This is a genomic window from Frigoribacterium sp. PhB107 (genome assembly GCF_003751515.1).
Lineage (GTDB): Bacteria > Actinomycetota > Actinomycetes > Actinomycetales > Microbacteriaceae > Frigoribacterium.
In genome coordinates, this window is sequence record NZ_RJKU01000001.1 from 1,132,646 (window position 1) to 1,158,674 (window position 26,029).

Annotated in this window: 25 protein-coding genes and 1 tRNA gene; 9 read left to right on the plus strand and 17 right to left on the minus strand. The window is 72.5% G+C overall.

Going from position 1 to position 26,029, the window contains the following annotated elements; translation table 11 throughout:
• Positions 1 to 228 precede the first annotated feature (228 nt).
• Together EDF18_RS05180 and EDF18_RS05185 are read right to left on the minus strand one after the other, a co-directional pair.
• Positions 229 to 1,740 (minus strand): HAMP domain-containing sensor histidine kinase, encoded by a 1,512-nt coding sequence (locus EDF18_RS05180; protein WP_123547301.1) that lies wholly within the window; start codon positions 1,738 to 1,740, stop codon positions 229 to 231.
• 47 nt (positions 1,741 to 1,787) lie between these two features.
• The gene (locus EDF18_RS05185) at positions 1,788 to 2,534 is read right to left on the minus strand and encodes a response regulator transcription factor (protein WP_123546686.1); all 747 of its coding nucleotides are present in this window, start codon (positions 2,532 to 2,534) and stop codon (positions 1,788 to 1,790) included.
• Between the two features lie 172 nt (positions 2,535 to 2,706).
• Here EDF18_RS05185 and EDF18_RS05190 point away from each other — a divergent pair, with 172 nt between their 5' ends.
• Positions 2,707 to 4,281, plus strand: a complete 1,575-nt coding sequence (locus tag EDF18_RS05190; protein ID WP_123546687.1) for an ABC transporter permease — start codon at positions 2,707 to 2,709, stop codon at positions 4,279 to 4,281.
• 104 nt (positions 4,282 to 4,385) lie between these two features.
• Positions 4,386 to 5,066: an ABC transporter ATP-binding protein gene (locus EDF18_RS05195; protein ID WP_123547302.1), complete on the plus strand. Its 681-nt coding sequence runs from the start codon at positions 4,386 to 4,388 to the stop codon at positions 5,064 to 5,066.
• A 69-nt stretch (positions 5,067 to 5,135) separates the two neighbouring features.
• Here the strand turns inward: EDF18_RS05195 and EDF18_RS05200 are convergent, their stop codons facing one another.
• From EDF18_RS05200 to EDF18_RS05235, 8 genes are all read right to left on the minus strand, one after another.
• The gene (locus tag EDF18_RS05200) at positions 5,136 to 6,101 is read right to left on the minus strand and encodes a PD40 domain-containing protein (RefSeq protein WP_123546688.1); all 966 of its coding nucleotides are present in this window, start codon (positions 6,099 to 6,101) and stop codon (positions 5,136 to 5,138) included.
• Positions 6,102 to 6,130: 29 nt separating this feature from the next.
• Positions 6,131 to 7,144 carry a sugar phosphate isomerase/epimerase gene (locus tag EDF18_RS05205; protein WP_123546689.1) on the minus strand — a complete coding sequence of 338 codons (1,014 nt, stop codon included), beginning with the start codon at positions 7,142 to 7,144 and terminating at the stop codon, positions 6,131 to 6,133.
• Between the two features lie 68 nt (positions 7,145 to 7,212).
• On the minus strand, positions 7,213 to 8,361 hold the full coding sequence (locus EDF18_RS05210; protein ID WP_369878140.1) for a Gfo/Idh/MocA family protein: 1,149 nt from the start codon (positions 8,359 to 8,361) through the stop codon (positions 7,213 to 7,215).
• 33 nt (positions 8,362 to 8,394) lie between these two features.
• Positions 8,395 to 9,234 carry a carbohydrate ABC transporter permease gene (locus EDF18_RS05215; RefSeq protein ID WP_123546690.1) on the minus strand — a complete coding sequence of 280 codons (840 nt, stop codon included), beginning with the start codon at positions 9,232 to 9,234 and terminating at the stop codon, positions 8,395 to 8,397.
• On the minus strand, positions 9,227 to 10,225 hold the full coding sequence (locus tag EDF18_RS05220) for a carbohydrate ABC transporter permease (protein ID WP_123546691.1): 999 nt from the start codon (positions 10,223 to 10,225) through the stop codon (positions 9,227 to 9,229). The genes EDF18_RS05215 and EDF18_RS05220 overlap by 8 nt, the downstream gene beginning before the upstream one ends.
• An 89-nt stretch (positions 10,226 to 10,314) precedes the next feature.
• Positions 10,315 to 11,643: a sugar ABC transporter substrate-binding protein gene (locus EDF18_RS05225; RefSeq protein WP_123546692.1), complete on the minus strand. Its 1,329-nt coding sequence runs from the start codon at positions 11,641 to 11,643 to the stop codon at positions 10,315 to 10,317.
• A gap of 180 nt (positions 11,644 to 11,823) precedes the next feature.
• Complete coding sequence (locus tag EDF18_RS05230) at positions 11,824 to 12,972, minus strand: Gfo/Idh/MocA family protein (RefSeq protein WP_123546693.1); 1,149 nt, start codon at positions 12,970 to 12,972, stop codon at positions 11,824 to 11,826.
• Positions 12,969 to 13,706 (minus strand): sugar phosphate isomerase/epimerase, encoded by a 738-nt coding sequence (locus EDF18_RS05235; RefSeq protein WP_123546694.1) that lies wholly within the window; start codon positions 13,704 to 13,706, stop codon positions 12,969 to 12,971. Before EDF18_RS05235 ends, EDF18_RS05230 begins: the two co-directional genes overlap by 4 nt.
• A gap of 175 nt (positions 13,707 to 13,881) precedes the next feature.
• On the opposite strand from EDF18_RS05235, the gene EDF18_RS05240 reads away from it, so the two are divergent.
• Together EDF18_RS05240 and EDF18_RS05245 are read left to right on the plus strand one after the other, a co-directional pair.
• Positions 13,882 to 15,072: an ROK family transcriptional regulator gene (locus tag EDF18_RS05240; RefSeq protein WP_123546695.1), complete on the plus strand. Its 1,191-nt coding sequence runs from the start codon at positions 13,882 to 13,884 to the stop codon at positions 15,070 to 15,072.
• Between the two features lie 113 nt (positions 15,073 to 15,185).
• A complete protein-coding gene (locus EDF18_RS05245; RefSeq protein WP_233568979.1) occupies positions 15,186 to 15,899 on the plus strand; it encodes a YqaJ viral recombinase family protein in 714 nt (237 codons plus the stop codon).
• On the opposite strand, the gene EDF18_RS05250 is transcribed toward EDF18_RS05245, so the two are convergent.
• Positions 15,881 to 16,558, minus strand: a complete 678-nt coding sequence (locus tag EDF18_RS05250) for a Pr6Pr family membrane protein (protein WP_199732326.1) — start codon at positions 16,556 to 16,558, stop codon at positions 15,881 to 15,883. The two genes, EDF18_RS05245 and EDF18_RS05250, sit on opposite strands and share 19 nt — an antisense overlap.
• 122 nt (positions 16,559 to 16,680) lie before the next feature.
• Here EDF18_RS05250 and EDF18_RS05255 point away from each other — a divergent pair, with 122 nt between their 5' ends.
• A complete protein-coding gene (locus EDF18_RS05255; protein WP_233568980.1) occupies positions 16,681 to 17,646 on the plus strand; it encodes an NADP-dependent oxidoreductase in 966 nt (321 codons plus the stop codon).
• A gap of 34 nt (positions 17,647 to 17,680) precedes the next feature.
• Here EDF18_RS05255 and EDF18_RS05260 read toward each other — a convergent pair whose 3' ends face one another.
• From EDF18_RS05260 to EDF18_RS05285, 6 genes are all read right to left on the minus strand, one after another.
• The gene (locus EDF18_RS05260; RefSeq protein ID WP_123546696.1) at positions 17,681 to 18,241 is read right to left on the minus strand and encodes a GNAT family N-acetyltransferase; all 561 of its coding nucleotides are present in this window, start codon (positions 18,239 to 18,241) and stop codon (positions 17,681 to 17,683) included.
• A gap of 140 nt (positions 18,242 to 18,381) precedes the next feature.
• Entirely contained in the window at positions 18,382 to 19,071 is a 690-nt protein-coding gene (gene rplA / locus EDF18_RS05265; protein WP_123546697.1) for a 50S ribosomal protein L1, read from the minus strand.
• Between the two features lie 99 nt (positions 19,072 to 19,170).
• The gene (rplK, locus tag EDF18_RS05270) at positions 19,171 to 19,602 is read right to left on the minus strand and encodes a 50S ribosomal protein L11 (RefSeq protein ID WP_123546698.1); all 432 of its coding nucleotides are present in this window, start codon (positions 19,600 to 19,602) and stop codon (positions 19,171 to 19,173) included.
• Positions 19,603 to 19,716: 114 nt separating this feature from the next.
• Positions 19,717 to 20,835 carry a transcription termination/antitermination protein NusG gene (gene nusG / locus EDF18_RS05275; protein WP_123546699.1) on the minus strand — a complete coding sequence of 373 codons (1,119 nt, stop codon included), beginning with the start codon at positions 20,833 to 20,835 and terminating at the stop codon, positions 19,717 to 19,719.
• Positions 20,836 to 20,965: 130 nt separating this feature from the next.
• A complete protein-coding gene (gene secE, locus EDF18_RS05280) occupies positions 20,966 to 21,247 on the minus strand; it encodes a preprotein translocase subunit SecE (protein ID WP_123546700.1) in 282 nt (93 codons plus the stop codon).
• A 100-nt stretch (positions 21,248 to 21,347) separates the two neighbouring features.
• A tRNA-Trp gene (locus EDF18_RS05285) sits at positions 21,348 to 21,420 on the minus strand.
• Positions 21,421 to 21,593: 173 nt separating this feature from the next.
• Between EDF18_RS05285 and EDF18_RS05290 the strand changes: the two genes are divergently transcribed.
• From EDF18_RS05290 to EDF18_RS05305, 4 genes are all read left to right on the plus strand, one after another.
• A complete protein-coding gene (locus EDF18_RS05290; protein ID WP_123547306.1) occupies positions 21,594 to 22,796 on the plus strand; it encodes a pyridoxal phosphate-dependent aminotransferase in 1,203 nt (400 codons plus the stop codon).
• Between the two features lie 151 nt (positions 22,797 to 22,947).
• Positions 22,948 to 23,799: an ABC transporter ATP-binding protein gene (locus EDF18_RS05295; protein WP_123546701.1), complete on the plus strand. Its 852-nt coding sequence runs from the start codon at positions 22,948 to 22,950 to the stop codon at positions 23,797 to 23,799.
• 89 nt (positions 23,800 to 23,888) lie between these two features.
• Positions 23,889 to 24,692: an ABC transporter permease gene (locus EDF18_RS05300; protein ID WP_123547307.1), complete on the plus strand. Its 804-nt coding sequence runs from the start codon at positions 23,889 to 23,891 to the stop codon at positions 24,690 to 24,692.
• A gap of 32 nt (positions 24,693 to 24,724) precedes the next feature.
• The gene (locus EDF18_RS05305; protein ID WP_148050048.1) at positions 24,725 to 26,011 is read left to right on the plus strand and encodes a sensor histidine kinase; all 1,287 of its coding nucleotides are present in this window, start codon (positions 24,725 to 24,727) and stop codon (positions 26,009 to 26,011) included.
• Positions 26,012 to 26,029 lie beyond the last annotated feature (18 nt).

The following is a 26,029-nucleotide window of genomic DNA, read 5'->3' on the forward strand; positions in this document are numbered from 1 at the left end:
CTCCGGCGCTGGCGCACGGAGCTGGATCTCGCAGAAGCGAGGAACGACTTCACACACCTGCGCTGGTCGCTCTCTCTCGAGAACCTTCGGTCTCCGTCTGCGAGCAGACAGGGACAACCGGCGGTCTTGGGCTGGGTACACAGTAGACGCAGGAGGCGCGTCCACGCAAGTCGCGCCTCCTGCGGTCGGGTCGTGGCCGCGGCCGGTCCCGACCCGAGACGGCGAGCGTCAGACGGCCGAGGCGGGCGGCGCGGCGAGCGGCAGCCGCACCGTGAGGACGGCGCCGTCGGCACTGCTGGCGACCGAGACGTCGCCGCCGTGGGCGTGCGCGACGGCCTCGACGATGGCGAGCCCGAGGCCGGTCGAGCCGGCCTTGCGCGAGCGCGAGCTGTCGGCCCGGGCGAAGCGCTCGAACAGCACGGGCAGCACCGCAGGGTCGATGCCCGGGCCCTCGTCGGACACCGTGACGACGGCACGGCGCGCCGACTCGTCGACGCCCAGGGCGACGTGCACGGGCGTGCCCTCCGGCGTGTGGGTCCGCGAGTTGGTGAGCAGGTTCGCGACGATCTGGTGCAGGCGCATCGCGTCCCCGGGCACGACGACCGGCTCGTCGGGCAGCACGACGTCGACGTCGTGGGCCGGGTCGGCCACCCCTGCGTCGTTGACGGCGTCGAGCACCACGCGGGTGAGGTCGACGTCGGCCACGACGATGTCGCGGCCCTCGTCGAGGCGGGCGAGGAGCAGCAGGTCCTCGACGAGCGAGGTCATGCGCAGCGACTCCGACTCGATGCGGCCCATCGCGTACACGACGTCGTCGGGCAGGCCCGCGCCCATCCGCCGGGTCAGCTCGGCGTAACCGCGCACCGACGCCAGGGGGGTGCGCAGCTCGTGCGAGGCGTCGGCGACGAACTGCCGCACCTTGTTCTCGCTCTGCTGCCGCGCCTCCAGCGCCGCCGCGACGTGGCCGAGCATGTGGTTGAGCGAGGCTCCCACCCGGCCGACCTCGGTGCGCGTGTCGGTGTCCTGTTCGTCCACCCGCTCGGCGAGGGCCACCTCGCCGCGGTCGAGGGGCAGCTCGGCCACGCGCAGCGCGGTGTCCGAGAGCCGCTCGAGGGGGCGGAGCGCCCGCCGCACGACGGCGTACGCGATGAGGATCGCGACGACGAGGCCGAGCAGGGTGACGAAGGCGATGGAGGCGATCATCCCGGCGACGGTCTGGGTCACGCTGTCGGTGGGCAGGCCCACGACGAGGTAGCCCGACGACACGGTGCCGCCGCCCCGCGACGTGAGGGTCACGGGGACCGCCTCGACCCGGTAGCCGCCGAGGTCCGAGCCGAGCGACACGGTGACCGGGCCGCCCGCGTCGGGCACGGTCGCGAGCGCAGAGGTGATCTCGTCGGTGAGGGGATCCTCGAGCTCGCCCGCCTCGGTGACGGTGAAGGCCTGCTGCACGACGTCGCCGACGAGCACGGCGGTGAAGGTGCCCGGCGCCTGGCGCGGTGCCCCGAGCGCGTCGCTGTCCGGGCTCAGGCTCGGGCGGCCGGACGATCCCCCGACGGAGGCGGCGGCCACGGCACGGCCGGTGGCGCTCGTGAGGTCGTCGTCGAGCTGGCGCATCAGCGAGCCGCGGAGCGCGACCACGCTCACGCTGCCGATGACCACGGTCAGGAGCACCACGATCGCGACGATGCTGAGGATCAGGCGGTTGCGGAGCGTGAGGGGGGCGGAGGCGCGGGGCACGCGCCCGAGGAGCCCGCCGAGACGGGACCCTCCGGGTGCGGCCGCGCTCACGACGTGGGCTTGATGACGTAGCCCACGCCGCGCACGGTGTGGATCATCGCCTCTTCGCCCGCGTCGATCTTCTTGCGGAGGTACGAGATGTAGATCTCGACGACGCTCGACTTGCCGCCGAAGTCGTAGCTCCAGACGCGGTCGAGGATCTGCGCCTTGCTGAGCACCCTGCGCGGGTTCCGCATCAGGAAGCGCAGCAGCTCGAACTCGGTGGCGGTCAGCTCGACCTCGCGGTCGCCGCGGTGCACCTCGTAGCTCTCCTCGTCGAGCACCAGGTCGCCGACGACGATGCGGCTGTCGCCGGCCTCGCTCACGGCCGACGCGGACCGACGGATGAGGCCGCGGAGCCTGGCCACCACCTCCTCGAGGGAGAACGGCTTGGTGACGTAGTCGTCGCCGCCCGCCGTCAGCCCGGAGACGCGGTCCTCGACGGAGTCCTTCGCGGTGAGGAACAGGATCGGGGTGTCGTCGCCCCCGGCACGCAGGCGGCCGAGCACCTGGATGCCGTCGATGTCGGGCAGCATCCAGTCGAGCACGATCGCGTCGGGCTGGAACTCGCGGGCCAGCGCGAGGGCGCCCTGCCCGTCGGCGGCGGCCTTGACGTCCCACCCCTCGTAGCGGAGGGCCATCGAGAGGAGGTCGGTGAGGCTGTTCTCGTCGTCGACGACGAGGACTCGGAGGGGCGAGCCGTCGGCCCGGGTGAGTCGGGGGGCCTGCGCGGGGGTGGGGGTCGTCGTGGTCACGCACTCAGCTTCGAGCCGGTTCCTATGAACGGACTGTGCTGCTCCGATGCGTTGCCTGCGCGTCCCTCATAGGAAGCTCATGGACGGCCCATCGGGTGCTGCGAGACCGCCTCCCTAGCGTCGCCTCCGACCTGATCCCCCGCGGATCCCCCCCTGCACCGAGGAGACCCCGATGTTCCTGACCTACCTGCTCAGAGAGCTGAGCAACAGACGCAAGCAGACCGTGATCATCGCGGCCGGCATGGCGCTCGCCATCGCGCTCGTCATCGTCGTCAGCGGCGTGGCGGCCGGCGTGAAGAACGCCCAGTCGTCCGTGCTCGAGGCCGTCTACGGCGTCGGCACCGACGTCACGATCACGCAGACCGCCGAGCCGGGCGCCGACGGCGGCGGTCCCGGCCAGCAGTTCGCATTCGGCTCGGGCGACGGCACGACCACCGACGACGGCAGCACCGAGGTCGCGCAGAGCACCCTCTCGGCCGCCCGCGGCACGGCGACCTTCGCCTCGTCGGCCCTGGCGACCGTCGAGGGCGTCGACGGCGTGTCCGCCGCGACGGCCACGTTGAGCCTCGAGAACTCCAGCTTCTCGGGCACGCTGCCCGACTTCTCCCAGGGCGCAGGAGGCGCCGGCACCGACGGCACGACCGGAGACGGTACCGGCACCGGCACCGGCACCGGCACCGACGGCACGGACGGGACCGACTCGGGCAGCCAGCCCGCACCTCCCACGGGCGGGGCGGACGGCGCCGGCGGCAGCGCCTTCGACGTCGACCAGTTCTCGGTCACGGGCCTCGACCCGAGCGCGGCCGCGGTCGGCCCCCTGACCAGCGCGTCGCTGGTCGACGGCCGGACCCTCGCCGCCGACGACGCGGGCGCCGACGTCGTCGTGCTCGACCAGACGTACGCCACGAGCGCGGAGCTCGCGGTCGGCGACACCCTGGCGATCGGCGGCACCGACTTCACCGTGGTCGGGATCGTCGCGTCCACGTCGTCCGACGCGGCCACCGCCTCCGACGCCTACGTCCCCCTCGACACCGCGCAGGCGCTCAGCGGGCTGACCGACCAGATCAGCGACGTGTACGTGACCGCGGCGAGCGCCAGCGGCGTCGACGCGCTGAAGACCGACCTGCAGGCCGCCCTGCCCGACGCGACCGTGAGCACGCAGTCGGACCTCGCGTCGAGCGTCTCCGGCTCGCTGACGACCGCCTCCGACCTGATCGGCAAGCTCGGCACCTGGCTCTCGGTCATCGTGCTGGCCGCGGCGTTCCTCATCGCGATCCTCTTCACCGTCGCGGGCGTCAGCCGGCGCACCCGCGAGTTCGGCACCCTCAAGGCGATCGGCTGGAGCAACGCGCGCATCACCCGCCAGGTCGCGGGCGAGTCGCTCGTGCAGGGCCTCGTCGGCGGCGTCGTCGGCGTCGCGGCGGGTCTCGTCGGGCTGCTCGTGGTGAACCTCGTCGCCCCGACCCTGTCGGCTGCGGCCACGACCACCGCGGCAGGTCCCGGCGGGGCTGCCGGCGGGCCCGGAGCGGCAGCCGACGCAGGAGGCGCGGCCGCAGCAGGCGGCGGCGGCTTCGGCCAGCAGCTGGCCACGGCGACGACGGACGTCGTCCTGCACGCCCCGGTCACGATCTCGGTCGTGCTGCTCGCGGTCGGCCTGGCCGTCGTCGGCGGGCTGCTCGCCGGCGCCGTGGGCGGGTGGCGCGCGTCGCGGCTGCGCCCGGCCGAGGCGCTGAGGAGCGTCGCGTGACCGGGGCGGCCCCGGAGCCGACCGGCACCGACGTCCGCGCCACCGCCCTGCCGGCACCCGCCGGACTCACCGACCCGACCACCGCCTCCGGAGGCACCACGCCCATGTACACGCTCACCGCCGTCACCAAGACCTACTCGCAGGGGAAGAAGAGCGTCACGGCCCTCGACGGGGTCGACCTCGAGATCCCCGCGGGCCAGATGGTCGCGATCCAGGGCCCGACCGGAGGCGGCAAGTCGACCCTGCTGCAGATGCTCGGCGCGCTCGACCGGCCGACGAGCGGCACGGTGAGGCTCGGCGACTCCGACCTCTCGGCGGCGGGCGACCGCTCGCTGGCGGCGGTGCGGGCCCGCGACGTCGGCTTCGTGTTCCAGGGCTTCAACCTGATCCCGACGCTGACGGCCGCGGAGAACGTCGAGACGGCGTTCGCGGACGACTCGGTGCCTCGCCCCGAGCGACGGACGAGGGCGAAGGAGGCGCTGGCCTCGGTCGGGCTCGCGGAGCGGGCCGACCACCTGCCGGGCGAGCTCAGCGGCGGCCAGCAGCAGAGGGTCGCCATCGCGCGCGCCCTGGTCAAGGAGCCGACCGTGCTGCTGGCGGACGAGCCGACGGGGTCGCTCGACGAGGTCACCCGGGACGAGATCATGGACCTGCTCGAGGGCGTCTGGCGCGACCGCGGGCTGACCCTCGTCATCGTGACGCACGACTCGGCCGTGGCCCGGCGGGCCGAGCGGCGCCTGCGCATCGCCGGCGGCAAGGTCGCCGAGCTGCTGCCGACGGCCTGACGTCCGAGCCCGAGGGCGGGCCCCGGCTCGGCGCCGGGTCCCGCCCTCAGCGTCTGACGTCGTGGGTGCTCAGCCGCGCGGGTAGTCCACGCAGGCGAAGCGAGCCGAGTCGGGTGCCCAGCACGGCACGTTGACCGTGCCCTGGCCTCCGAGCAGCCGCAGCACGTCGTGCGGCTGCTCCCCCGGCGTCGGCAGCCCGTCCGTGCCGAGCGGCAGGGTGCGGAGCACGACGTCGCGGTCCTCGGGGTGGCCGAGGGTGCCCGTCGGGTAGCCGAGCCAGAGCAGGGTCGACCCGTCGGGCGAGACGTGCGGGAACCAGTTCACGAGCTCGTCGTCGGTGACCTGCACGAGCTCGCCGCCGTCGGGCCGGGCGCGGAACAGCTGCGCGTGGCCCGCCACGCCGCCCGACGCCCGCTCCGAGTTGAACCAGACGTGCCGACCGTCCGGCGAGAACTCCGCACCGTCGTCGGGGTGGCCGTCCGCGGTGACGGAGGTCGGGGCGCCGTCGGCCACCGAGACCAGCACGACGTTGGTCTGCCACCCGGCCCGCGCCTCCTCGTCGTCCGGGTCGGCCGCGGCCTCGGGCAGGGCGCCGACGATCACGCTGAGCGTCGCGCCGTCCGGCGAGACGCCGTGCAGGTAGTTCTTGTGGTTGCGGCCGGCAGGGTGCTCGCGCGTGACGCGGCGTGCCTCGCCGCCGGGCGCGACGCCGTCCCACGGGACCTCGTACAGGTGGCCGTCGCGCGAGCTGACGAACACGCTGCCCTGGTCGGGCGCGATCACGTGGTCGTTGTTGATCTCGGGCACGTCGCCCATGGGCACGGGCACCAGGGCCGTCTCGTCGGCGCCGCGCGCCTCAGCGGGCAGCCGCCAGAGCAGCCCGTCGGCGTTGACGACGAGCCAGCGGCCGTCGGGGCTCCAGTTGGGCGCCTCGACGAGGACGCTCGAGCTCTCGAGGGCGACCTCGACCTCGCCGGTCGCGGGGTCGACGACGAGCACGCGGCTCGACTGTCCGGGCTGGAGGGTGCGGGGCACGGGGTTCTCCCTGTTCGTGGGCGGAGCGGCTACTGGTTCGAGAAGGCCGCGTCGAAGGAGGCGGTGGGCCGCGGCCAGAGCAGCGAGCGCACGTGGGCCAGCGCCTCGGGCGCCCCGTGCAGCCGGTCCATGCCGGCGTCCTCCCACTCGATCGAGATCGGCCCGGCGTAGCCGACGGCGTCGAGGGTGCGGAAGGCCGACTCCCAGTCGACGTCGCCGTGCCCGGTCGAGACGAAGTCCCAGCCGCGACGAGGGTCGCCCCAGGGCAGGTGCGAGCCGAGCACCCCGGCGCGGCCGCTGCTCGGCCGGACGCGCGTGTCCTTGCAGTCGACGTGGTAGATCCGGTCGGCGAAGTCGACGATGAACCCGATCGTGTCGACGCCCTGCCAGAGCATGTGCGACGGGTCCCAGTTGAAGCCGAAGGCATCGCGGTGCTCGATCGCGTCGAGGGCGCGGACGCTCGTCCAGTGGTCGTAGGCGATCTCGGACGGGTGCACCTCGTGGGCGAACCGCACGCCCTCGCCGTCGAAGACGTCGAGGATGGGGTTCCAGCGGGCGGCGAAGTCCTCGTAGCCGGCGTCGATGACGCTCTCGGGCACGGGCGGGAACATCGCGACGTACTGCCAGATCGACGAGCCGGTGAACCCGACGACCGTGTCGACACCCATCCGCCGGGCGACCCTGGCCGCCCGCTTCATGTCCTCGGCCGCGCGCTGGCGGACGCCCTCGGGCTCGCCGTCGCCCCACGTGCTCGGCCGCACGATCGCCTGGTGCCGGAAGTCGATCGGGTCGTCGCAGACGGCCTGCCCCGTGAGGTGGTTCGAGATGGCCCAGACGCCGAGGCCGTGCCGCTCGAGCACGTCGAGCCGGCCGCGGAGGTAGGCGTCGTCCTCGTCGGCGCGCTCGAGGTCGAGGTGGTCGCCCGACGCGGCGATCTCGAGGCCGTCGTAGCCCCAGCCCGCGGCGAGGGCCGCCACCTCCTCGAGCGGCAGGTCGGCCCACTGGCCGGTGAACAGCGTGACGGGGTGCGAGCTCTCGCCCATGTCGGCCTCTCTCGTCGTCGGTGCGTCGGCGCCCGGCGCAGCTCCATCCTGGTCCACGGGGCGATGGTTCACGAGGGGACGTCCACCCAGCGCCGCTCGGCGGCGGCGAGCAGGACGCTCTCGGTGACGACGACGGCGCGGCGGCCGTCCTCGAAGGTCGGCAGTCCCTCCGGCCGCCCGCCGCGCACGGCGTCGTGCACGTCGCGGACGAACGCGGCGAAGGCGTCGTGGTAGCCCATCGGGTGCCCGGCCGGGAGCGTCGAGAGGCGGGCCGCGTCCGGCACGAGCCGGGCCGCGTCGCGCGACACGACCTCGGACGCGGCGCGACGCCCGATCCAGAGCCGGTCGGGCTCCTCCTGCGAGAACTCCAGGCTCTCCGCCGTGCCGGCGACGTCGACGAGGAGGCGGTTCTTCCGCCCCGGCGCCACCTGTGACACGAAGAGGGTGCCGATGACCCCGGCGGCCGTCTCGAAGACGAGCGCTGCCTCGTCCTCGGTGTCGACCGGGCGGCCGCCGCGCTCGGCGTGGGCCCGGTCGAGGACGGCCGAGAGGGCTGCGACGCGGTCGCCGAGGACGAACTCGACCAGGTCGACGAGGTGGCTGCCGATGTCGGCGAAGGCGCGCGAGGGGCCGCCCGAGGCCGACTCGACCCGCCAGTCGACGTCGTCGCGGTCGAGCAGCCAGTCCTGCAGGTAGCTCCCGCGGACGCTGAGCACGCGTCCCGTGACGCCGGAGGCCACCCTGGCCCGTGCCTCCCGCACCATCGGGTGGTACCGGTAGACGAACGGGACCGCGGCGGTCCTGCCGGCCGCCCGGGCCGCCCGCACGAGCTCGTCGGCCTCCGCCGTCGAGGTCGCGAGGGGCTTCTCGCAGACCACGTGCTTGCCGGCCGAGAGCGCGGCGAGGGCGAGCCCTGCGTGCAGGGCGTTCGGCGTGCAGAGGTGGACGACGTCGACGCCGGGGTCGTCGAGGAGGTCCTGCACGCTGTCGTGGGCGGTCGGGACGCCCAGGGCGGCGGCCGCGAAGGAGGCGCTGGCCGGGCTCGAGGACGCGACCGCGACCACCTGCGCGCCGGCCGCCCTGGCGGCGGCCGTGTGCACCCGCCCCATGAACCCGCCGCCCACGACCCCGACCCGGAGGGGCGCGACCGAGGCCGCGGCCCGCCGGGTCGGGGCGACGTCCGCGAGTGGAGGCGCCGCCTCCCCCACGTCGGTCACCGCTCCGCCCCCGTCAGGCCCGGCCGGTCGGCGTCACTTGACGGCACCGGAGGACAGACCGGTGATGAGGTGCTTCTGCACGAGCATGAAGCCGATCAGCACGGGCAGCGAGACGACGACCGAGGCCGCCATCAGCTGGTTCCAGTAGACGTCCTGCTGCGAGGCGTACGCCCGCAGGCCGATCGACAGGGTGCGGGTGTCCTTGCTCGTGAGCACCGAGGCGAAGAGCACCTCGCCCCAGGCCGTGATGAAGGCGTAGACCGCGACGGCGATGATGCCGGGCTTCGCGACGGGGATGATGACGCGGAACAGGGCGCCGAGGCGACCCGTGCCGTCGATCATCGAGGCCTCCTCGAGCTCCTTCGGGATGGAGGCGAAGTAGCCCGTCAGCATCCAGATAGAGAACGGCAGGCTGAACGTCATGTAGGTGATGATCAGGCCGAGGTAGCTGCCCGTCAGCTGCACGCCGACCGTGCGCTGGATCTGCACGAAGATCAGGAACAGGGGCAGGAGGAACAGGATGCCGGGGAACATCTGCGTCGACAGCACCACGAGGCTGAAGCTGCGCTGGCCGCGGAAGCGCAGGCGAGCCAGCGCGTAGGCGGCCAGCACGGCCATCGCCACCGACAGGATCGTCGCCGAGATGGTCACGATCAGGCTGTTCTTGAAGTACGACGCCAGGGGCACCGTCTGCCAGATCTGCACGTACGGCTCGAGGGTGACGCGCGAGGGGATCCAGGTGAAGAGGCCCTGGACGTCGGCCAGCGGCTTGATCGAGGTCGTGAGCACCACGTAGAGCGGGATGATCACGACCAGCGACAGGAACGCCAGCCCGAAGAAACGGAAGATCTTGAAGCCGCGGGTCTCAATCATTGTCGTTCTGCCCCTTCGGGAGGACCATCCGGATGTAGAACGCCGACGCGATCAGCAGCACGACCAGGAGCATGACGCTCATGGCACCACCGAGGCCGAAGTTCCAGTTGTTGAAGCTCTGCTGGTAGATCAGCGGCGAGATGAGCGTCGCCTGCTCGGGCGAGGCCGGGCCGAAGAGCACGTAGGGCACGTTGAACTGGTTGAAGATCCAGAGGCTCATGATGAGCAGCAGCACGGCGTTGGCCGGCTTGACCATCGGCAGCGTGATGTTCGTGAACTGCTTCCACAGGCTGGCGCCGTCGAGGCTGGCGGCCTCGTAGACGTCGCCGGGGATGTTCTGCAGCGCCGCGAGCAGCATCAGGAACGCGAAGGGCCAGAACTGCCACGCGGTCACGATGACGATCGCCCAGAACGAGTTCCCGCCGAGGAGCCAGAAGGGCCGGTCCTGCAGGATCCCGAGGTCGTCGACCAGGAACCGGTTGATGGCCCCGTCGCGCTGGTTGAACATGAAGGCCCAGGCGATGGTGCCGACGTACGAGGGCAGCGCGTAGGGCACGAGGAACAGGGTGCGGAGCAGGCCCCGTCCCTTGAACGAGCTGGTCAGCAGCACGGCGCCGAGCATGCCCATGCTCCACGCGATCGCGACGACGATCACGGTGAAGAGCAGGGTGCGGCCGAGGGCCCCGTAGAGCTGGCCGGCGATCGGCGAGCTGGGGTCGAGGGCCGTGACGAAGTTCTGCAGGCCGACGAAGGGCGCGTTGACCCAGTTGGCGATGCTGAGCTGGTTCAGCGTGATGAACGCGATCCAGATGCCCAGCACCATGGGGACGATGTGGACGAGGAGCTCGGCCAGGGCCGCGGGGGCGACCAGGAAGTAGGCGAGCGGCGAGCGGTGCTTCTTGCGCTTCGCGGGCTCGATCGGAGCCAGCTGGTGCGGATCGGGGGCCGACTCTTCCTCGGCGGTGGCGGGGGGCAGAACGTTGACGGTCATGACGGTCCTCTCGGGCGGGGCAGGGGGGCCCGCCCGGCCGGCAGCGGTGGCGCTGCCGACCGGACGGGTCCCCGCACGGTGGGACGGGGCTACTGACCCGTGGTCATCTGGCTGTTCGCGTCCTCGAGGGCCGACTTGACGTCGGCCTCGCTGACGGAGCCGCCCTGGGCCGCGGTGGCGAGGAGGTCCTTGATCGCGGTGCCGACCAGGGTCTCCATCTGTCCCTCGGAGGGGTAGAGGGGCATGGGCTGGGCGTGGTCCGCGAGGATCGTCTGCTTCAGCTTGATGACGTCCGTCTGGAACGCCGGGTCGTCGTACGCGGTGGTGACCACGGGCAGCGAGCCGAACGACTCGTTGAGGTACTTCTGCTCGTCGTCGCTCGTGAGGTGCTTGACGAAGTCGATCGCCGCCTCCTTGTTGCCCGAGTTCTCGAAGACGCTGACGTTGATGCCGGCGACGTGGCTCTGGGTGCCCTCGAGGCCGGTGGCGTCGGCGGTCTCCATCGGCACGGGGGCCGCGGCGTAGTCGGTGAAGTCACGCGACTTCAGGTTGTCGCCGGGGGCCTGGTCGAAGAACATCGCGGCCTGGCCGTCGGCGAAGGTGGCGGCCATGTCGGAGCCGTTGACGCTCTCGGCGTCGGACGGCGAGACGACCTTGTCGACGGCCATCAGGTCGACCCACTCCTTGACGCCGGTCACGACGCCGTCGTTGCCGAAGTCGGGGTTGCCGTCGTCGTCGTAGAGCGAGCCGCCGTTCTGCAGGCCGCGGACGAACGCCTGATGGGCGTTGTTCGTGATGCTCGAGCCGGCCATCGTGACGCCCCACTGGTCGATCTGGCCGTCCCCGTCGGTGTCGATCGTCAGCTTCTTGGCGTCCTCGACGAACTCGTCCCACGTGGCGGGCGGCGTGGTGATGCCGGCCGCCTCGAACATGGCCGTGTTGTAGTACAGCGAGTACGACAGGCCGTAGATCGGCACGGAGGTCGGGGCCTGGCCCTCGGCGCCGCCGGTGGCGAAGCTCGACTGGACGAAGCGGTCCTGGCCGCCGATCTCGTCGAGGGCCTCGCCCTCCCAGGGCACGAACGCGCCGCTCGACTGCAGCGACACCGCCCAGGTGTTGCCGATGTTGAGCACGTCGGGGCCCTCGCCGCTCGAGACGGCGGTGAGGATGCGGTTGTAGAGGTCGGACCACGGGATGACCTCGAGGTCGACTTCCACCCCGGTCTCCTCGGTGTACCGGTCGATCGACTCCTGCAGGATCTCGGCGTCGCGCTCGACCGTCGGGGCCTGGTTGCTGGCCCAGTAGGTGATCGTGTCGCTGTCGCCGCTGCCGCCGGAGGCGGAGCAGGCGGTCATCGAGCCTGCCGCGACGACGCCGACGGCGAGGGCGGCGACCCAGCGGAACTTCTTCGTGTTCATGTCTTCTCCTGGTTTCTCATCTTCGAGAGGTCTCTTCATCGAGCGGGGGAAGTGCTGTGTGGCTGTGGTGCGGTGGTGCTTCGACGCTGTGGTGCTGTGGTGCTGTGGGAGGGGAAGTGGAGGGGGGACGGTGTCCCGGTGGCGGGCCGGCCTCGTCGTCGAGGCCGGCCCGCCGACGGCTCAGCCGAGCGTCGGGACCGACGGGTCCCAGTCCTCGGGCAGCTCGGGCGTGGGCTCGAGCGACGACTCGACGACGACGCCCTCGCCGCGCTCGGCCGACTCGGCCAGCGAGACCATGACGTCGAGCACGTGGAACGCCAGCTCGCCGGGGACGCGCTCGCGACGGCCCTCGCGGATCGCCTGGGCGAGCTCGGCCACGCCGGTGCCGCGGGTGAACGTCGAGCCGGACGCGGGCACGACGGTCGGCTCCTCGCCGCCGGTGTGCACGACGGTGTCGCCCTCGAACTCGTTCGGGTCGGGGAACACGGCCGTGCCCTCGGTGCCCGCGATCTCGACGAACCCGGCTCGGGCCAGCTTCGAGTCGAAGCTGAAGACGGCCTGCGCGCTCGCGCCGTTCTCGAACTGCAGCAGGGCGCTGATGTGCGTGGGCACCTCGACGGGGAACTCGGTGCCCGCCTTGGGGCCGGAGCCGATGACGCGCGTCTCGCGGGCCTTCGAAGAGGTGGCGGTGACCTTCGCGACCGGGCCGAAGACCTGCACGAGGGTCGTGAGGTAGTACGGGCCGACGTCGAACATGGGGCCCGCACCGTAGGCGAACAGGAACTCGGGGCTCGGGTGCCACGACTCGGGGCCGGGCACCTGGAACAGCGTCAGGCCGGTGAGGGGCGTGCCGATGTCGCCGCGGCGGACGACGCGGAGCCCGGTCTGGATGCCCGACCCGAGGAACGTGTCGGGAGCGACGGCGACCCGCACCCCCGCCTCCTTCGCGGCCTGCAGCAGACGGGCGCCGCTCTCGCGGTCGAGGGCGTAGGGCTTCTCGCCCCAGACGTGCTTGCCGGCCGCGACGGCCTTGAGCGCGACCTCGACGTGGGCGGCGGGGATCGTGAGGTTGACGACGATCTCGACGCCGTCGTGGGCGAGCAGCTCGTCGACCGAGCCGCTCCCGGGCACGCCCCACTTCTCGGCCTGGGCCGCGGCGCGGGGCTCGTCGATGTCGGCGACGAAGAGCACCTCGAGGTCGGGGAACTTCGTCAGGTTGCCGAGGTACTGGTCGCTGATCACTCCGGCGCCGATCACGCCGACCCCGACGGGGCCGGTGCGGGCGTCGCGGGCGGCGACGGTGTCGGCGGTCGTGGCGGTGTCGGTCATGCGCGGACTCCCTGCAGGAACTCGTAGCTGTCGGTCAGGGCGGTGAACACGTCGCCGCGGGTGTCGTCGAGCTCGACGACGGCGAGGGCCTGCGGGGCGGCCCGGAGGATGTCGCGGACGGGCATGACGCCCTTGCCGACGGCGACCTGCTCGGAGTCGTCCTTGCTCTTCGGGCCGTCCTTGACGTGCAGGAACTGCACCTGGTCGCCGAGACGGGCCAGCAGCTCGGCCGCGTCGACGCCGCCGACCTCGACCCAGTAGGTGTCCACCTCGAGCACGACGCCGGCCGGCAGGGCCGCGGCGAAGATCTCGAGGGCGGGCGTGCCGTCGATGACGGACTCGAGCTCGAACTCGTGGTTGTGGTAGCCGACCGAGAGGCCGTGGGCCGCTGCGGCGTCGGAGATCGCGACGAACTCGGCGGCGATCGCCTCGACGTCCTCGCGGGTGACCCAGCGCGTCTCGTCGATGTGCGGGTCGATGACGGTGCCGACGCCGAGCCGGACGGCCGCGGCGAAGATCGGCTCGAGGTCCTGGCCGACGAGCTTGGAGTGGGCGCTCGGCGCGGTGAGGCCGGCGGCGGGCAGCGCCTCGGCGTACTCCTCGACGCGCTCGACGAAGCCCCACGGCTCGACCTGCGTGTAGCCGATGTCGGCGAGGCGCTGGAGGGTGCCGGGCAGGTCGGCCGCGATGGCGTCCCTGACCGTGTAGAGCTGGACCGAGATCGGTGATGTCACCAGGGGGACTCCTCTTCGAGTGGGGCGAGTACGGCGCCGCTGCCCCTCGTGGGGAGTCGATCACCGCTGATCGAGACCGACCATAGGACCACTTCTGTCGGAGCGCAAGCAAAAGTCGTCATCGATCGGCGCCCTTGTCTCGGCAGTCGCCTCGCCCTGTGCTTTACTGCTCAGCATGTCCGACACGACGCGGTCGTCCGCGCTCGGCAGCACCGGTGCCAGCGAGCTCTTCCAGCTGCTCCGCGACGGTCGCCCGCGCACCCGTGCCGAGCTCGCCGCGATGACCGGCCTCGCCCGGTCGACCGTCGGGCTGCGGCTCGACGCCCTCGTCGAGCTCGGGCTCGTCGGGCCCTTCGCCGACGCCGTCTCGACGGGCGGTCGCCCGCCCTCCCGCGTCGCCCTCGTGCCGTCGGCCCGGGTCGTGCTCGGGGCCGACTTCGGCGCCGGCCACCTCAACCTCGTGCTCACCGACCTCGTCGGCGAGACCCTCATCGGGCGACGCTCGCTGCTCGACATCGCCGACGGTCCCGAGCGCGTGCTCGCGACGATGGTCGCCGAGGCCGACGCCCTGCTCGCCGAGCTGGGGCGTACCCGCCGCGACCTGATCGGGGTCGGCATCGGGCTCCCCGGCCCCGTGCAGTTCAGCACCGGTCGGCCCGTGAACCCGCCGATCATGCCCGGCTGGGACGGCTTCGACGTGCCCAGCTGGGTGCGCGGGCACCTCGACGTGCCGGTCCTCGTCGACAACGACGTCAACATCATGGCCCTCGGCGAGCGGAGCTTCGCCTGGCCGGGCGTCGACCACTTCCTGTTCGTCAAGGTGGCCACCGGCATCGGCTCCGGCATCATCTCGGGCGGCCGGCTGCAGCGCGGCGCCCAGGGCATCGCGGGCGACATCGGCCACGTGCAGGTGCCGCGCGGCGCCGGCATCGCCTGCCACTGCGGCAACGTCGGCTGCCTCGAGGCCGTCGCCTCCGGCCCGGCGATCGCGGCCGCCCTGCGCCGCGAGGGCCACGACGTCGCCGGCGGCGCCGAGGTGATCGACCTGGTGCGCGCCGGCGACATCGACGCCATCCAGGCCGTCCGCCAGGCCGGACGCGACATCGGCGAGGTGCTCACGGCCTGCGTGAACATGATCAACCCGTCGACGATCGCGATCGGCGGCTCGATGGCCCAGGCCGGCGAGCACCTCATCGCCGGGGTGCGGGAGGTCGTCTACTCCCGCTCGATGCCGCTCGCCACCGAGCACCTCAGCATCGTCCAGTCGCGGTCGGGCGAGAAGGCGGCCGTGATCGGCGCGAGCATGCTCGCGATCCACCACGCCCTCTCCCCCGCGGCCATCGACGAGCTCGCCGCCGCCGTCTGACGCCCGGCCGCCGCCGACCGCGGCTCCCTCTCGCCTCCGTCTCGCCTCCGCTGCGGCCGACACGAGGAGGCGCCCTGTCGCGACCTGCCCCGGTCACGAGCGACAATGGAGGCATGTCCGTCGTCCAGCCCATGCTCTCGCTCTGGGACGACGACCAGACCCTCGCCGCGCCTCCCCCGGCTCCGCGCCGTCCGGCGCACGAGCTCCGGGTGCTCGCCGACTCGACCGACCGCATCGCGTGGCTGCGGGCCCGCAGCCGGGGCATCACCGCCACCGACGTGGCGCGCCTCTCGAGCCCGCGGGCCGTGCAGGCCGTCGTGCTCGACAAGCTGTACGGCAACGGCTTCGGCGGCAACGCCTACACCGACCACGGGCGCGCCCGCGAGCCCGAGATCGCCCGCTGGGTGCTGTCCGAGCACCGCATCGCGCCGAGCTCGAAGCTGTTCCACGCCCACGAGCAGCAGCGCCACCTCGCCACGCCCGACGGCGTGGCCGTGCGCGACGACGGCACCGTCGAGCTCTGCGAGATCAAGACCACGAAGAAGGCCTGGACGAGCATCCCGCGGTCGTACCTGCGGCAGGTGTTCTGGCAGCAGTACGTGCTCGGGGCCGAGCGCACCCTGGTCGTGTGGGAGCAGCACCTCGACTTCGTCCCCGTCGACTCCGTGCCGCAGTGCCGGTGGGTCGACCGCGACGACGACGAGATCCACCGCCTCGTGGGCCTCGCCGACACCGTGCTCGACACGCTGGCCCGCCAGGCTCCCGTCGACCCGTTCGCCCCCGGCGTCCGGGCCTACGAACCGCCGCCCTACGATCCGCTGCGCTGAGCCCCGCGGCGCGCTGCCTCGTGGTCGACCCCGAGGACCCGCACCCGGCTCAGCCCGATCACGACCGCGCTCAGCCCGGCGATGACCACGGCGATGACCAGGCACCAGACCGCGACCCCGCCCGCGCCGAGGCGCTCCACGTCGAGGAACGGGTACGGCACGAACGACTGCCCGCGCAGCAGCACCACGACGAGCCAGACCAGCGGGTAGACCAGGAACACCCCGAGCCGCCGCCAGGCGATGCGCCCCCGGTCGCCCACCAGCACCCAGTCGAGCAGCGCGAACAACGGGATCCACTTGTGCAGGACGTCGTTCGACCACTGCACGTTGAACGAGTTGTCGAGGGCGACGTTCGTCAGCAGCACGTTGTAGACGATGCCGGTCGTGACCATGTAGGTCGCGGCGGCGCCGCGCAGCACGACGCTCCACTCCGGCACGGCCCGGCGGCGCAGCAGGAACACCGCCCCGACGACGAACGCCACGGCCGCGATCAGGTTCGACTGGATCGTGAAGTAGCCGAAGAAGTTGGCGAACTGGTACACGGGGCTCTCGACGCTGCGCACCCACTGACCGACGACCGCCGCGACGACGGCCAGGGCCGCGAGAAGGCGGAGCGCGGCGGGCACGACGGCGGGCACGGTGGTCGTCGACGGTCTCATCCCGTCACCGTAGCGAGGTTTCGCCAGACGGTGACACCCGCGAAACACGACCGACTCATCTGCTGTCGACACTGGGGTGACGGGCGCCCCTGTCGGGTGCCGCGGACGGACAGGGGAGCCCGATGACGCACACGACGATGCGTGCCATGGTGATCGAGAAGACCGGCGGACCCGAGGAGCTGATCGCCGCGGACGTGCCGTGGCCGTGCCGCGTCGGCTCCGACGTGCTGGTCAAGGTGCACGCCGCGGGCGTGAACCGGGTCGACGCCGAGGCCCGCGCCGGCCGCGCCGACAGCGGAGGCGTCCGTGCCTGGCCCGCGGTGCTCGGCCACGACTTCAGCGGCGTCGTCGTCGAGGCCCCCTACGCCGCACACCCGCTCCGCCCCGGCGACGAGGTCTTCGGCATGGCCGCGTTCCCGCACACGAGCGGGACGTACGCCGAGTACATCAGCGTGCCCGCCACCTCCCTCGCCCGGAAGCCCGCGACGCTCTCGCACGTCGAGGCCGCGGGCGTCCCGCTCGCCGCGCTCACTGCCTGGGGCATGGTCGTCGAGGTCGCCAAGGCGCACGAGGGCCAGCGTGTGCTCGTCCAGGCCGGTGCAGGAGGCGTCGGGCACTTCGCCGTGCAGCTCGCGTCGTACTTCGGCGCGCACGTCGTCGCCACCGGGTCGCAACGCAACAGCGGCTGGCTCCGCGACCTCGGCGCGGACGAGGTCGTCGACTACGGCTCGGCCGAGCTGGCCCGGAGCGTTCGCGACGTCGACGTCGTCATCGGGCTGGTCGACGACGACGACGTCGCCGAGCAGTCGCTGGCCGTGCTGCGCCCGGGCGGCCTCGCGGTCCACGCCCCGCTCCGCTCGTGGCGCGCTTTCACCGAGAAGGCCGAGGCGAGGGGCATCCGCTCGACCGGGTTCGCCGTCTGCCCCGACGCGTCGACCCTCGCGGTCCTCTCGCGCCTGATCGACTCCGGCGACCTCCGCGTGCACGTCGACGACATCTACGACCTCGCCGACGCCGCCGACGCGCACAGCAGGCTCGAGCAGAGCCACACGCGGGGCAAGCTCGTCCTGAGGGTCGCCGACGAGTGACGTCGCCGCGCTGGCGTCGGGTCCGGGTCGCGGCCTAGAGCGCGCGCACGAGGACGAAGTCGTCGTGCGTCTCCGTGCCCACCGTGAACTGCTTCGTGCCGGCCCGCTCGAACCCGTGCTTGGCGTAGAAGGCCTGGGCGCGGGCGTTCTGCTGGTTGACGCCCAGCCAGATCGAGGAGGCGCCGGTCGCCGTGGCCGTCGCCAGCGCCGCCTCCATGAGCACCCGCGCCGCGCCCTGCCCGTGGGCGTCGGGCGCCACGTAGAGCTTGCTCAGCTCGACGGCAGGTCGCGCCTCGACCACGGCGGCCACGTCGGCGTCGGCGGGGTCGCCCGTGACGAGCATCGCGTACCCGAGGAGCGGGGCCCCGAGCAGCGGGGTGCCCGGGGCGGCCGCGTCGTCCTGCAGGGCGAGCACGTGCCGAGTCGGGTCGGCGAGGTACTCGTCGAAGCGCTGCTCGCTCAGCACCGTGGTGACGAAGCGAGCCATGTCGGCCAGGGCGGTGCCGGGCGGGCAGGCCAGGGGGAACGTGAGGGCCGCCACGGAGGCGAGGGCAGGGGCGTCGGAGGCGGTGGCGGGGCGGGCGGTGACGGTCACGCCTCCATGGTGCCGCACCCGCACCTCCTCGTGCTCGCCGCGCCCGTGTGCCGGGGACGACGAAGGCCGCCCCGCTCGAGAGCGGGACGGCCTGTCGTGACGATCAGGTGATCGAGGTGCGCTGCCTGAGCAGCTGCGGCCTAGAAGACGTTGATGTCGAGGGGGATGCCGGGACCGAAGGTCGTAGACAGCGTGCCCTTGGTGATGTAGCGGCCCTTGGAGGAGGACGGCTTCAGACGGACGACCTCGTCGAGGGCGGCATCGAGGTTGGTGTTCAGCTGCTCTTCCGAGAAGCCGGCCTTGCCGATGACGAAGTGCACGTTGGCGTGCTTGTCGACACGGAACTCGATCTTTCCGCCCTTGATGTCGTTGACGGCCTGCGCGACGTTGGGGGTCACGGTGCCCGTCTTGGGGTTGGGCATGAGGCCGCGGGGTCCGAGGACCTTTCCGAGGCGGCCGACCTTGCCCATGAGCTCGGGCGTCGAGACGGCCGAGTCGAACGACGTGTAGCCGCCCGCGACCTTCTCGATGAGCTCGTCGCCGCCGACCTCGTCGGCACCGGCGGCGATGGCGGCCTCGGCCGCAGCGCCCGTGGCGAAGACGATGACGCGGGCGGTCTTGCCCGTGCCGTGCGGGAGGATGACGGTGCCGCGCACCATCTGGTCCGCCTTGCGGGGGTCGACGCCGAGCTTCAGCGCGACCTCGACGGTGGAGTCGAACTTCTTGGAGCCGGTCTCACGAGCGACGGCGACGGCCTCGCTGGTGCTGTAGAACTTGCCGGCTTCGATCTTCTCGGCGGCGGCGCGGTACGCCTTGGACTTCTGAGCCATGTTGGACCTCTTCGTACTGGGGACGTGGTAGCGAGCCTGGCCGGCTCTCCCACTGGTGTCTGGTGCGTGCAGGCGGGTCGCCTGCACGAGGGGGTGTGGCTAGGCGTCGACCGTGATGCCCATGGAACGGGCGGTGCCGGCGATGATCTTCGCCGCGGCGTCGATGTCGTTGGCGTTGAGGTCGGCCTGCTTGGTGGTGGCGATCTCACGGACCTGGTCCATCGTGAGCTTGCCGACCTTGTCGGTGTGCGGGGTCGACGAGCCCTTGGCGACGCCGGCGGCCTTCTTGATGAGCTCCGCGGCGGGCGGGGTCTTGAGCACGAACGTGAACGAGCGGTCCTCGTAGACGGTGATCTCGACGGGGACGACGTTGCCGCGCTGCGACTCGGTCGCGGCGTTGTACGCCTTGCAGAACTCCATGATGTTCACGCCGTGCTGACCCAGGGCCGGGCCGATGGGCGGGGCCGGGTTCGCGGCGCCGGCGTTGATCTGAAGCTTGATCAGACCCGTGACCTTCTTTTTCGGTGCCATGTTCTTTTCCTTCTCGTGGGGTTCGAGCTGGCCGCGGTCGCGGTCCGCTCTCCCGGTGGTCCGCGGTGCGGACTCCGGTGATCTAGGGGAGCTGTGGGGCTGTCGTCCTGAGGACTAGAGCTTGGTGACCTGGTCGAAGCTGAGCTCGACGGGAGTCTCGCGCTCGAACAGGGAGACCAGCACCGTGAGCTTGCCGCTCTCGGGCTTGATCTCGTTGATCGTACCGGGAAGACCGGCGAACGAGCCCTCCTTGATGGTGATCGTCTCGCCGATCTCGAAGTCGACCTCGGCGGGGATGACCCGCTGGGCCTGCTTGCCGCCCTTGGCCGAGCCCTTGGCGGCGGGTGCCGCCTCCTGCACCTGGACGAGGCTCTTCAGCATCTGGAAGGCCTCCTCGAAGCGGAGGGGAGTCGGGTTGTGGGCGTTGCCCACGAAGCCGGTGACGCCGGGGGTGTGGCGGACGACCGACCAGGAGTCTTCGTTGAGGTCCATGCGGACGAGCACGTAGCCGGGGATCCGCACGCGGGTGACCAGCTTGCGCTGCCCGTTCTTGATCTCGACGACGTCCTCCATGGGGACCTCGACCTGGTAGATGTAGTCCTCCATGGTCAGGGAGACCATGCGGTTCTCGATGTTCTGCTTGACGCGTCGCTCGAAGCCCGCGTAGCTGTGGATGACGTACCACTTGCCGGGCTTGCCGCGGAGGTCGTAGCGGAAGGCCTCGTAGGGGTCGACCTCGGCCTCGGCCTCGTCCTCGGCGTCGGTCGCGACCGCGTCGGCCTGCTCGCTGACGACGTCGAGGTCGACGTCGTTCTGGGCGACCTGCGCGTCGGCGTCCTGCACGGACTGCTCGGCCTCGGCGATGACGGCGTTCGCGCCGACGGCGTCGCCCTCGTTCGCGAGCTCTTCGGCCTCGGTGTCGGCCTCGTCGTCGGTCGCCTCGACGGCGGCCTCTGCCTCGGCGGCGTCGTCGATGTCGAGCGCGTCGTCGACGACGGCGTCGGCCTCGGGGTCGCTGGCCTCGGCGAGCGTGTCGAGCAGGCCGTCGAGGTCGTCCGTGTCGGTGGTGCCCTCGTCGCCCTCGTCGACGACGGTGATCGCGGACTCCTCGGCCGAGCCCTGGTCGCCGTCAGAGTCGACGTCGGCGACGTCGCCCTCCTGCGTCTCGGCGACCTCGGAGGACTGCTCGGCGGCGGGGGCGAGATCGATGTCGTCGCGCTCGTTGTCAGGCACTGGATTTCAACTTCCGTTTGAAGAGTGGGGCCGTGTGGAGAGGGAGCCGGCGGACCGGGTCGCCCTCGCCGATCCCACGGGGTCGAGGGGCACGGCGCGGACCAGGTGGCCCGTCAGCCGGCGGGCAGCGTCAGCTGCCGGTGGGGCCGTTGCCGAAGACGTAGCCGACGACGAGGCCGAAGAGGGAGTCGAGGCCGGTGACCAGCGCCATCATGATGACGACGAAGACCAGCACGACGCCGGTGTAGCTCAGCAGCTCTTTGCGGGTCGGGGTGACGACCTTCTTGAGCTCGGCGATCACCTGGCGGATGAACAAGGCGATGCGGGCGAAGGGGCTGCGACGCGCTGCGCTGTCCGACTTCGCCTTGTCGACGACGTCCTCACTGGGGACGTCGAGGTCTTTTCTCGCCACTGTCGTACTACCTTCCGAGGGTCGACCCGAGGGCCTGGTCCGTGATCCGGGCCGCACCGCTGGTCTCTGGTGGACCAGTCGGGGCGACCCGGCCGGGCTGCAGGGCGGACAGGACTCGAACCTGCAACCTGCGGTTTTGGAGACCGCTGCTCTACCAATTGAGCCACCGCCCTATGGGGCCGGAGCCCCCGGGCCGGACTGCGACTCGTGCTCGCCCTGAGGCGCGCGCCGACTCCGCGGTGTCCGACCGCCTCGTCAAGTGTAGGCGAGGGCCTGCGGTGTTGCAAAGCCGGGGCGCGCCGGAGCGCCCTGTCGGGGCCGCGGACCGCCGGATAGGGTGGCCGTCGTGACCCAGCCGACACGCCGCCTCTCGTCCCGCATCGCCTCCATCGCCGAGTCGGCCACCCTCAAGGTGGACGCCAAGGCCAAGTCGCTCCTGGCCGAGGGCCGGCCGATCATCAGCTACGGCCCGGGCGAGCCCGACTTCCCCACGCCCGACCACATCGTCGAGGCGGCTGTCGCGGCGGCCCGCGACCCGCGTAACCACCGCTACTCGGCCGGCGCGGGCCTGCCCGAGCTGCGCGAGGCGATCGCCGAGAAGACCCTGCGCGACAGCGGCACCACGGTGCGGTCGACGCAGGTGGTCGTGACCAACGGCGGCAAGCAGGCGGTCTACCAGGCGTTCCAGGCGCTGATCGACGAGGGCGACGAGGTCCTGCTGCCGGCGCCGTACTGGACCACCTACCCCGAGGCGATCTCGCTCGCCGGCGGCGTCTCGGTCGAGGTCTTCGCCGGCGCCGACCAGGGCTACAAGGTCACCGTCGAGCAGCTCGAGGCCGCTCGCACCCCCCGCACGAAGGTGCTGCTGTTCTGCTCGCCCTCCAACCCGACGGGCGCCGTCTACTCCCCCGCCGAGGTCGAGGCCATCGGCCGCTGGGCGCTCGAGACCGGCACCTGGGTGATCAGCGACGAGATCTACCAGAGCCTCGTCTACGACGGCGTGCGCGCCGTCTCGATCACCGAGGCCGTGCCCGAGCTCGCCGAGCAGACGATCCTCGTCAACGGCGTCGCCAAGACCTACGCGATGACCGGCTGGCGCGTGGGCTGGATGGTGGGCCCGGCCGACGTGATCGCCGGCGCCTCCAACCTGCAGTCGCACCTCACGTCGAACGTGTCGAACGTCTCGCAACGCGCCGCTCTCGCGGCCCTCACCGGCCCGCAGGACGAGGTCGAGTCGATGCGACGGGCCTTCGACGTCCGTCGTCGCCGCATCGTCGACGAGCTGAACGCCATCGACGGCGTCGTCGCCCCGACCCCCGAGGGCGCGTTCTACGTCTACCCCGACGTCAGCGGCCTGCTGGGCCGCGAGTGGGGCGGCGTCACGCCCACCACCTCCCTCGAGCTCGCCGACGTGGTCCTCGACCAGGCCGACGTCGCGACGGTGCCCGGCGAGGCCTTCGGGCCGAGCGGCTACCTGCGCCTGTCGTACGCCCTCGGCGACGACCAGCTGCTCGAGGGCGTGCAGCGCCTCCAGCGCCTCTTCTCGTAGGAGGCGCGGGCCGGGTCGGCCGGACCGGCTCGCCGTCGCGGCCTCCAGCGCCTTCCGGCGAGGCGGTCCCCCGGCTGCATCCACCGGTCGGGGGATGCGGGTAGCCCGGTCCGGGGTGCCGCGCCCGCGCCTCCTCCCCGAGGCTCGGAGCATGACCCCACAGCCCGTCGTGCGAGTGCGCGACCTCACCAAGACCTACGGGCACGCCACCGCCCTGCACGGCGTCTCGTTCGACCTCCGGGCCGGCGAGACGCTCGGCCTGCTCGGCCCGAACGGCGCCGGCAAGTCGACGACGATCGAGATCCTCGAGGGGCACCGCGACCGCACCGGCGGCGAGGCCCTCGTGCTCGGCACCGACCCGCGACACGGCGGGCTCGACTGGAAGGCGCGCATCGGCATCGTGCTGCAGACCTCGGCCGAGCAGGGCACCTCGACCGTGCGCGAGCAAGTCGCCCACATGGCCGCTCTCTACCCGCGGTCGCGCGACGTGGACGAGGTCGTCGCCGCCGTCGGGCTCGAGGCGCAGGCGGGCAGCCGCGTCCGGGCGCTCTCGGGCGGCCAACGGCGCCGCGTCGACGTCGCTCTCGGCATCGTCGGCGACCCCGAGCTGCTGTTCCTCGACGAGCCGACGACGGGCTTCGACCCGGAGGCGCGGCGGCAGTTCTGGGGGCTGATCCGGTCGCTGTCCGACGACGGCACGAGCATCCTGCTCACCACCCACTACCTCGACGAGGCCGCCCAGCTGAGCGACCGGGTCGCGGTCATCACGGAGGGGCGGGTCGTCGCCGAGGGACGCCCCGACGAGATCGGCAGCGTCGCGGCCCGGACCCCGCTGGTGCGGTGGTCGGACGCCGCGGGCAGTCACGAAGAGCGGACCGCCGACCCCGGCGGCCTCGTCGCGCGCCTGCACGGCGCGGGAGCAGAGCTGCGCGACCTCGAGGTCGTGCGCCCGTCGCTCGAGGACGTCTACCTCGAGCTCGTCGCCGAGGCGGCGGCGTCGTGACCGGGGCTCCGCGGACCGCGACCGCGACGCGCTCGTCCCGTGGTCCCTCGGACCGGACCGGCGCCTCCTCGACGGCCGGCCTCCGCCGCGTGCTCGCCCTCGCCGGCGTCCAGGTGCGCCACGAGGTGCGGACCTACTTCCGCGCCGGCGACACGGTGTTCTTCACGTTCCTCTTCCCAGTCGTGATGCTGGCGATCTTCTCGACGGCCTTCAGCGCGTCCGGCTCGTTCGGGGTGAGGCCCGACGGCTCGGTCGTCGACGCCGCCGCGTACTACCTGCCGGGGATGATGGCCGCCGGCATCCTGCTCTCGGGCGTCCAGGCCCTCGGGATCGACATCGCCGTCGAGCGCTCGGACGGCACCCTCAAGCGGCTCGCGGGCACGCCGTTGCCCGTCGCCTCGTGGTTCGTCGGGAAGCTGGGGCAGGTGGTCGTGACGAACCTGCTGCAGGTGGCGCTCCTCCTCGCCGTGGCCCGGGTGCTGTTCGGGGTGCCGCTGCCGACCGAGGCGTCGTCGTGGGCGACGTTCGGCTGGGTGTGGCTGCTCGGCCTCGCCGGCTCGGCGCTGATCGGGATCGGCCTGTCCCGGGTCCCTCGCACCGGGCGCAGCGCCTCCGCCGTCATCGTGCCGATCACGCTCGTGCTGCAGTTCGTGTCCGGTGTCTACCTGCCGTTCGCGCAGCTGCCGACGTGGCTGCAGCAGGTCGCCTCGGCGTTCCCGCTGAAGTGGCTCGCCCAGGGCATGCGGAGCGTGTTCCTGCCCGAGTCGTCGGCGGCGGCCGAGGTCGGCGGCACCTGGGACCTGGCGGGCGTGGCCCTCTGGCTGGCCGTCTGGCTCGTGGCCGGTGCGGTCGCTGCCCGGCTGACGTTCCGCTGGGGCAGGAGGGACGCCTGACCGCGAGCGCGCGGGACGGTACGGTGACGGACATGACCGCCACGGCAGCCGAGGGCGCCCGCACCGCCGACCGCGGCGCGGGGCCTGGCGTGAGCCGCGGCACGAGCCGCGGCGCGATGCGCTGGTGGGACGTCGGGGCCGGGGCGACCGCCGTGGTGCTCGTCGTGCTCGCCCTCGCGGGCGAGTCCGGCGGCGACGGCGGCAGCGCCGTCGGCAGCCGCCCACTCGCCCTGGCCGCGTCCGGGCTGTTCGTCCTGACCTGGCTGCTGCTCGCGCGGCCCGTGGTGCGGAGGGACGACGACCAGATGGGCGCGGCAGAGGTCGTGGTGGTCGCGGCGGTGGTGGTCGTCGGCGGGCTCGCCGTCGCGGGCGCCCCGCAGCTCGCGGTGGTGCAGGCGTTCCTGATGCCCCTGCTCTGGACCGTGCTGCCGACGCCCCGCTCGGCGATCGTCGCCAATGTCGCCCTGTGCCTCGCGATCTCGGCCGGCTTCGTCGTCAGCCTCGGCTGGTCGGCGGACACGCTCGCGACCGCCGCCACGAGCGAGGGGCTCTCGTTGCTCTTCAGCATCGCCCTCGGCTTCTGGATCACGTCGATCGCCCACACCGGCGTCGAGCGCGGTCGGCTGCTCGACGAGCTGCGCGCCGCCCAGGACGAGCTGGCCGTCCGACACCGCGAGGCCGGAACCGTGGCCGAGCGGGAGCGCCTCGCCCGCGAGATCCACGACACGGTCGCGCAGAGCCTCACCGGGCTCGTGATGCTCAGCCAGCAGGCCCGGTCGTCGGTCGCCGCCGGGGACGCCGCCGCCGGCCTCGCCCAGCTCGAGCTCATCGAGTCGTCGGCCAGGGACGCACTGACCGACGCCCGCACGCTCGTCGCGGCCACCGCCTCCTCGGGGCTCGACAGCGGCGACCTCGCCGACGCCCTGCGCCGACTCGCCGGGCGGTTCTCGCGCGAGAGCGGCGTGGCCGTGAGCGTCGACGTCGAGCCGGGGCTCGTCCTGCCGCGCGACCACCAGGTCGTGGTGATCCGGGCGGCGCAGGAGGCGCTGGCCAACGTCCGCAAGCACAGCGGGTCGCGCTCGGCGCACGTCGCGCTCGCCCGCGGGGCCGGTATCGCCGAGGACGTCGTCCTCTCGGTGCGAGACGAGGGCCGCGGTTTCGATCCTGCTGCGTCCCGCGACGGCTTCGGGCTCGACGGCCTCGACGAGCGGCTGCGGCTGGCCGGCGGCCGGCTCGAGATCGTGAGCTGCACCTGCGACGCGGGCGCGCCCGGCGGCACGACCGTGACGGCGCACCTGCCCGGCGGCGAGCAGTCGTGAGCGTGCGCACCCTGGTCG